This is a genomic window from Desulfovibrio piger (genome assembly GCF_012843875.1).
Lineage (GTDB): Bacteria > Desulfobacterota > Desulfovibrionia > Desulfovibrionales > Desulfovibrionaceae > Desulfovibrio.
Genome location: NZ_JABAFY010000079.1, coordinates 1 through 7,313 on the forward strand (window position 1 = coordinate 1; position 7,313 = coordinate 7,313).

The 7,313-nt window shown below is 59.9% G+C and carries 6 protein-coding genes; all 6 read right to left on the bottom strand.

Annotated elements, in window-relative coordinates; translation table 11 throughout:
• Positions 1–236 precede the first annotated feature (236 nt).
• Entirely contained in the window at positions 237–1,148 is a 912-nt protein-coding gene (locus HF854_RS11870; RefSeq protein ID WP_168936479.1) for a glycyl-radical enzyme activating protein, read from the bottom strand.
• Between the two features lie 64 nt (positions 1,149–1,212).
• Entirely contained in the window at positions 1,213–2,865 is a 1,653-nt protein-coding gene (locus tag HF854_RS12900) for a pyruvate formate lyase family protein (RefSeq protein WP_346765658.1), read from the bottom strand.
• Positions 2,834–3,721 (bottom strand): pyruvate formate lyase family protein, encoded by an 888-nt coding sequence (locus tag HF854_RS12805; protein ID WP_346765660.1) that lies wholly within the window; start codon positions 3,719–3,721, stop codon positions 2,834–2,836. Before HF854_RS12805 ends, HF854_RS12900 begins: the two co-directional genes overlap by 32 nt.
• Before the next feature lie 59 nt (positions 3,722–3,780).
• Entirely contained in the window at positions 3,781–5,181 is a 1,401-nt protein-coding gene (locus HF854_RS11880) for an MFS transporter (protein WP_168936480.1), read from the bottom strand.
• Between the two features lie 13 nt (positions 5,182–5,194).
• Positions 5,195–6,409, bottom strand: a complete 1,215-nt coding sequence (locus HF854_RS11885; protein ID WP_168936481.1) for an amidohydrolase family protein — start codon at positions 6,407–6,409, stop codon at positions 5,195–5,197.
• Positions 6,406–6,840, bottom strand: a complete 435-nt coding sequence (locus HF854_RS12860; protein ID WP_168936482.1) for an amidohydrolase family protein — start codon at positions 6,838–6,840, stop codon at positions 6,406–6,408. The genes HF854_RS11885 and HF854_RS12860 overlap by 4 nt, the downstream gene beginning before the upstream one ends.
• Positions 6,841–7,313: the final 473 nt, after the last annotated feature.

A 7,313-nucleotide genomic window follows, 5' to 3' on the forward strand; every position in this document is an offset into this window, starting at 1 on the left:
CTTGTCCACCTTGCTTTTTCTATGATTTTGTTGAGAAGAGTTATAAAAATTGCCCATTAATTATGAAATGAGTTCTATTAAAACATATAACATGATCTATTCAAGTAATACATAAACAACATTCTATTATCAGGATAAAAAATCAATACATACCTATATTCAAAAATGAAAATATCCTCCAATGCTGACAGCACTGGAGGATATTCCGGCAATGGAGATACATTCTTTAACGGATATCAGTCCTTTTCCGGGAAAACTTCCTCGACGATACTCCGCAGGCGCGCCAGTATCCCGGCGTCTACCTGAGCAGGGCCGCCATAGGGGTATTCCCTGCCCAAAAAGCGGTACTTCTGCTCACCCATGCGGTGGTAGGGCAAAAGCTCGTAATGGACGGCATCCATGGAACGGGCCAATTCGACGATACGCCGGATCAGCTCTTCGTCATCATTGATACCGGGGATGAGCGGCGTACGCAGGTGGATGGGCAGATGCGGATACGCGCTCCGCACAGCCGCAAGGTTGCGCAGGATGCGCTCATTGCCCATGCCCGTCGCCTTTTTGTGGGCCTCGCTGTCCAGATGCTTGATGTCGAACAAAAGGTAGTCGAGCTTGCCGCAGGCGGCAAGGATGGTCTCTTCGGGGGCCTGACCGCAACTTTCCATGGCGGTATGCACGGCCCGGTGTTCCGCCTCTTCCAGGATGGAGAGGCAAAAATCCCCCTGCTGCAACGGCTCGCCGCCGCTCAGGGTCAGGCCGCCGCCGGAGCGGGCATAAAAGGCGGCATCTTCTTCCACCTTGTCCAGCACTTCGCGGGCCGTCATGGTCTTGCCGTAAAAGGTCAGCGCCTGTCCCGGACAAACCTCCGCACAGGCACGGCAAGCAGGATCGCAGCGTTCCCTGTCCCGATGGATGCCGTCCTGCTCGAGGCGCAGGGCCTGTTGGGGACAGGTGGCCACACAGCGCCCGCAGCCAAGGCATTTGTCCGCATTGTACGCCAGTTGCGGTGCGGCCTCCTGGGATTCGGGATTGCTGCACCACAGGCAGCGCAGCGGACAGCCCTTGAGGAAGACCAGCGTCCGTATGCCCGGGCCGTCATGCACGGAATAGCGCTGGATGTTGAAAACGGTACCGCGATTCTTGTCCGACATGGCATCTCTCCCGAAAGGCGGAAGGGGGCCGAAGCCCCCTCCCTGAGGTTGGATTGGCGATTTACTAGACCTGCTCGTGCTGGGTACGGGCGATGAGGTCGTCCTGCAGATCCTTGGACAGTTCCGTGAAGTAGGCGCTGTAGCCCGCGATGCGGACGATGAGTCCGCGGTACTTTTCGGGATCCTTCTGGGCATTGACCAGGGTCTGACGATTGACCACGTTGAACTGCACATGCCACAGCCGCAGGTCCACGAAGGCGCGGATGAAGCTCACCAGCTTGCGGGTACCTTCCTTGCCGGCCAGGCAGCTGGGGGTGAACTTGATGTTCAGCAGGCGGGCGGCACGCTGGAACATGTTGTAGTTCTTGGAGTTGAAGTTGGAGAGCAGCACTGCGGTAGGCCCGTTGACGTCGGCGCCGTGCGAAGCGGAAGAGCCGTCAGACAGCGGCGTCCAGGCCTTGCGGCCGTTGGGCGTGGCGGAGACCACGCGGCCGAAGGGCACGTGCGAGGTGAAGGGCACCATGCGGAAGTCGCACTTGATGCCCAGACGGGGCGCGTACTTCTTGCTGAATTCCTGGGCCAGGCGGTCGATCTCCAGACCGATGCTGTCGGCGTAATCATCATTGTTGCCGTAGCAGGGGGCACTCTGCAGCATCTTGCGGACGTCTTCCTTGCCTTCGAAGTTGCATTCCAGCGCGTCCAGCAGCTCCTGCATGGTCAGTTTCTTGTCGTCGAAGACCAGCTTGCGGACAGCCGACAGGGAGTCGATGGCCGTACTGTAGCCCAGGCATTCGAAGTAGCCGAGATCCAGGCCGCCTTCGTAGTGGTGATCCTGGTGCAGGTCCACGCATTCCTTCATGGCCAGCACATGCAGGGCATCGGAGATGGGCGTGGCAAAGTGCTGCGCGCGGGCCTTGATGATGTGGTACTGCTGCATGAAGGCGTGGCGCATCAGGTAGTTCTGCTGGGTGGCGTAGGCCTGCCAGAACTCTTCCCAGGTGGTGAAGTTGCGCACGTCACCGGTCTCCACGGTCAGCAGTTCGTCGCCGTACTTCTTCATGCGGCCGTTGTAGAGCACCAGTTCCACGGCGGCACCAAAGTTCATCTGGGCATGGCCGCTGGTGTAGGTATCCACGCGGGGCATACGGATCTCGGCGCAGCCGGAAGCGGCATAGTCATAGATGTCTTCCAGGGGAGCGCCCTTGGCCAGATGCAGGGGGATGATCTCGTCGTCATTGAGCAGCTTGGGGAAGCCACAGCCCTGCTTGATCATCTCGGCCACAGCGGTCAGGAAGCGCTCGGGAGAACGGCTGTGCACACGGGCGGCCAGGTCGGGGTAATGCAGGGGGCATTCCCGCTTGGAACGCATGATGATGTAGGACAGCTCGTTGGTGGCGTCGCGGCCGTCGCGGGTCTGGCCGCCCACGGTCACGGCTTCCCAGTGGGAATAGCCTTCATGCGTGGCCTTGTTGTAGGGCGTGATGGCCAGGTCCAGGCACTGGGCCATACTGGCCCACATGCACTGGAAGAGCTCGATGGCGCCCTCCTCGTCGATGCGGCCTTCGGCCAGGTCCTTCTGGTAGTAGGGCCAGAAAAGCTGGTCCATACGGCCGTTGGTGGGGTTGGAGCTGATCTTCTGCTCCAGGCGGGCAAAAGCCTGGGTGAACCAGTGGGCCTGGATGGCTTCATGGAAGGTGCGCGGCGGGTTCTCGGGCACCCATTCGCAGATGGAAGGTGCGCGGCGGGTTCTCGGGCACCCATTCGCAGTTGGAAGCGATGGTCAGCAGCTCCTGCTTGCGGCGGGGATCGGTCTCTTCGGCGGCCTTGCGGCGGGCCAGTTCCGCATGGCGGCGGGCCCAGGTAACGATACCTTCACTGACGGTGACGATGGCTTCCAGGTAGGGACGCTTTTCGCTCTGGTCCACCGGATCGTCGGGATCCAGTTCGGCCATGCGGGCCAGGGCTTCTTCACGGATGCCCTTGAAGCCCAGCTTGAACAGGCGTTCCCAGTCCAGGCACCACTGCAGGCTGGAACGATTGGAGGCCGTTTCGCAGCAGATGTAGCGGGAGATGTAGCCGCCCTTGTCGGCATAAGCCAGGCGGTGGGACTCGGGATCCAGACGGCTGTTCAGATCCTGGTGGAAGGTCTTGTCCTTCCAGTAGGGGGTGATGATCTCTTCCACGGCGCGGGCGTCTTCGGCGTTGACGTCGAAGGGGGAAGCCTCGTGGCCGGGCAGTTCCTTGAGGGCGGACGCCTGATAGTCGCCGTCCAGTTCGGGATACAGGATGCCGTAACGGGCGCCCTGCTGACCGCAACGGCCGGCAATGAGCTGATCATCGTCGATGTAGACGGTCATGTTCTCGCCGATGTGCTTGAGGGCCTTGGCCCAGCGCAGCACCAGCAGTTCGCCTTCGGTCTGCTTCATGGATTCGGTGAACAGCAGCGCGCGCTCCACGTCGATATGGGGCTTTTTACCTTCAAAGGCAGCCACCAGACGGTACAGGCGGGGATGCTTTTCAGCATAGGGATTGCGAGAAGGAGCTGTTCCTGTTCGGAATAAGTGCAGGCACACGACATGATATGTTCCTCCAGGGCCCGCAGGCCCGTTGTTTGTTCTTGTTGTACGATCCTCTACTTGCCGCTGGAGCTGCCCGTGGCGTCCACGCTCTTGCCCATGGTCTCCTGTCCCCAGATGGCCAGGAGCGCCGTGGAGACGAGGTAGCAGATGGCCAGGAACCAGAACACCGCGTGCTGGTTGCCGGAGGCGATGAGGAAGGCGATGAAGTAGGCCGCCAGCACGCCGCCGCAGATGCGGCTCACGGCTTCGCCGAGACCGGCGCCCGTACCGCGCAGTTCCGTGGGATACTGTTCGGCGATGTAGAGCTTGCAGATGGAGAAGATGGCATTGCCGAAGAAGGCCAGGGCCGTACCCACGATGAGCCAGGCATTGAGGCTCTCCACCATGGTCAGCAGGATGCTGCAACCGGCGGTCAGCAGGGCCAGGATGATGTACATGGGCTTGCGGCCGTACTTTTCGATCATGTGGCCGCAGACCATGCCGGCCACGGTACCGATGGCCATCATCAGGCCGCCCATCAGCACGGAGCTGGACATCTGGAAGCCCTTGCCCGTGAGGATGGTGGGCGCATAGACCATGACCACGTACCAGAACACCAGGGCGGCCGAGAACATGGAGTAGGACACGATGGTGCGGCTCAGGTACGGGGGCTTGAAGAGCATGGTCCAGCTGACCTTGGGCTTGTTGCCGGAGCGGGCTTCGTTCACGGCGGTCAGGATGGCGGGATCCATGTAGTTCTTGTCATGCTCCATGCCCAGGCTGCTTTCCAGGCGTTCCACCAGGGCCTCGGCTTCGTCATGACGGTTGTGGCGCATGAGCCAGCGGGGAGATTCCGGCATGTACTTGTGGATGAAGTACAGCATCACGATGGGCAGACCACCCACGAGGAAGGGCAGCTTCCAGGCCACTTCCAGCGGGAAGGTGGCCACGGCCCAGGCGCCGAAGGAAGACGGCAGCACATAGGAGAGCACGAGGATGGAATTGCAGTAGGCAAAGGTGACGCCGCGCTGCTTGGCCCCCACCAGCTCGGAAATGTACAGGTACGGGATGGGGAAGACGGCGCCCGAACCAAGGCCGCTCAGGAAGCGCATGGCCACGACCCAGTAGAAGTTCTCCATCAGGGGGCCCATGAAGGTGAAGACCGTGAAGATGAACACGGCCCAGAAAAGGACGCGCTTGCGACCATAACGGTCCGAAAGGAAGCCGCAACTGAAGGTGCCCAGCACCACACCGATGGTGGAGCAGGTGGCCAGCAGGCCGGTCTCCGCCGGGCCGAGGTTCCAGATCTGCTTGAGGACCAGCACGGTCTGGCCGATCAGGCCCAGGTCAAAGGCTTCCACCACGCTCACCGCGGCCAGCACGGCGATGATCTTCAGCATTTCGCTTTTGACCGGCAGGCGGTCGAAGCGGGACAGGCAATTGGCCTCGCGACGTATCAGGGACTGGTTTTCCATGATCTCCTCCATCCTAGGAGCGACTGTACACGACATCGCCGCCCACATAGGTGCGCAGCACGGCAATGTCCTTGATGTGTTCGGGGGCGACCTTCAGGGGGTTCTCGGCCAGCAGGACCATGTCGGCGTACTTGCCGGGCGTCAGGGAACCCTTCACATGCTCCTCGAACTTGAGGAAAGCAGCATGGATGGTCACGGCCTTGAGGGCCGACATGACCGTCACGGCCTGGTCAGGCCCGTACACGGTGCCCTTGCGGCTGGTGCGGGTCACGGCCGTGCAGACCTGGATCAGGGGATCCACCGGCGTGATGGGGGCGTCGGTATGCAGGTTGTAGGGCAGGCCCAGTTCATCAGCGTCATGGCAGGGGCAGAAGCGGGCCACACGGTCCGCGCCCACATAACCGGCATGGATCTCGCCCCAGTGGTACAGGGGGCTGATGAAGAAGCAGGGATAGGCCCCGGCAGCCTTGAGACGCTGCAGCTGACTGTAGCTGGGATACTGGCAATGGATGACCAGGTGCCGCGCATTGGGACGGGGATGGAGCTGCTGCAGGCGCTCGTAGGCCTGGGTCACGATCTCGATGCCACCGTCGCCATTGGCATGGATGGCGATCTGCCAGCCGGCCTTGTGGATGGGCAGGATCTTTTCCACCAGCTCGTCCACGGTATAGAGGAATTCACCGCGGTAATCCGCGCCCTTGGCAGGATCCACGAAGGGATAGGGCTCCAGGAAGTAACCGGTATGGCCGCGCGGATCCCCGTCGGCCCACAGCTTGGCCGCGCCCATGGTCACCCGGCCGTTGCCGGAAAGATCCGTACCGGGCACATGGTTGGGATACGGAGCCAGGCGGCTCATGTCGTTGGCGCGGATGAAAAGCACGGTGCGGATGGTCAGGGTGCCGTCGTGCGCGCAGTCCAGGACCAGCTCGGTCACCTTGTGGCCCAGTTCCGCATCCATGGGGGAAAAGGCCGGGCCACCCTGCGCCGTGGTGATGCCGCAAGAGGCATAGCGGGCGCTGTCGTCAGCCAGGGCAGCACGCATCTCGTCCAGGGTAAAGCCGGGGATGTGCTTGCGCACCAGGGTCTGGGCCGGGATGCCTTCCAGGATGCCGTTGGGCGCGCCCTGGGCATCACGGCCGATGATGCCGCCGGCCGGATCGGGCGTATCGCGGGTGATGCCCGCGATCTCCAGGGCCTTGCTGTTGGCGATGCCCGTATGGCCCGTCACATGCGGAAAAAGATGGGAACGTCCGTGGAAACTTCATCCAGGATCTCGCGGGTGGGATAACACTGCTCCTCCATGCCTTTTTCGTCGAAGCTATGTCCGACGACCCACTGGGAAGGACGGTCGTCATGCAGCTTGCGGCGCAGGCTCTCCTTGAGGGCTTCCATGTTCTCCACAGCACAGTCGGCCGCATACAGGCGGTTCATGCCGCCGCTGCAAAAATGACTGTGCCCGTCGATGAATCCCGGCAGCAGCGTGCCCCCTTCCAGAGAAACCAGGTCGGCGCCATCGCCCACAGCCTGCTTCACATCCTTCAGAGAGCCCGTGGCCACTATACGCCCGTCCATCACGGCCAGCGCTTCGACCTGGGGGAAATCCGCATCCATGGTCAGGATGGTACCGTCATGGTAAATGGTGATCTTATGGTTTGCCATTGGGAAACTCCTGTTGATTTCTTGGTCCGTATAAAGCAAAGGCTGTGCCACAAAAATAACAAGCAATATTTTCAATATGTTAAAAAATAATCCCCTCGATTCCTTTTGTGATCATTGCATTATTGCAATAATCAATGCCCGCGCGATGCCTGCACATTTGCAAATTCGCAGAATACATTCTATTTTATAAATAAAATAAATAAAAACAAATAGTTATAATATTTATTTCATTTTTGCAATACTGTAGGGATGCAATGCAAAAGCAAATAATGATTATCCATAATATTAAGAGGATGTCCGGCATGTTTTTTGATTTTAAAAGGTGTGGTAATCTCGTCCCATGAAGCAAACAGACTTTCGCGATGTACCTGATGCCTATGCGAGCGTATCGGACTACTCCTTGCCCCGTTCAAACGAAAAAGAAGCGGCGGCAGCAAACCGCTTGCGCAGCGCACGGTTCTGGCAGGAATCCT

Coding starts and splice junctions, on each gene's coding strand:
- HF854_RS11870 (WP_168936479.1), bottom strand. CDS start 1,148: ATGTCGGACAAGAATCGCGGTACCGTTTTCAACATCCAGCGCTATTCC.
- HF854_RS11880 (WP_168936480.1), bottom strand. CDS start 5,181: ATGGAAAACCAGTCCCTGATACGTCGCGAGGCCAATTGCCTGTCCCGC.
- HF854_RS12860 (WP_168936482.1), bottom strand. CDS start 6,840: ATGGCAAACCATAAGATCACCATTTACCATGACGGTACCATCCTGACC.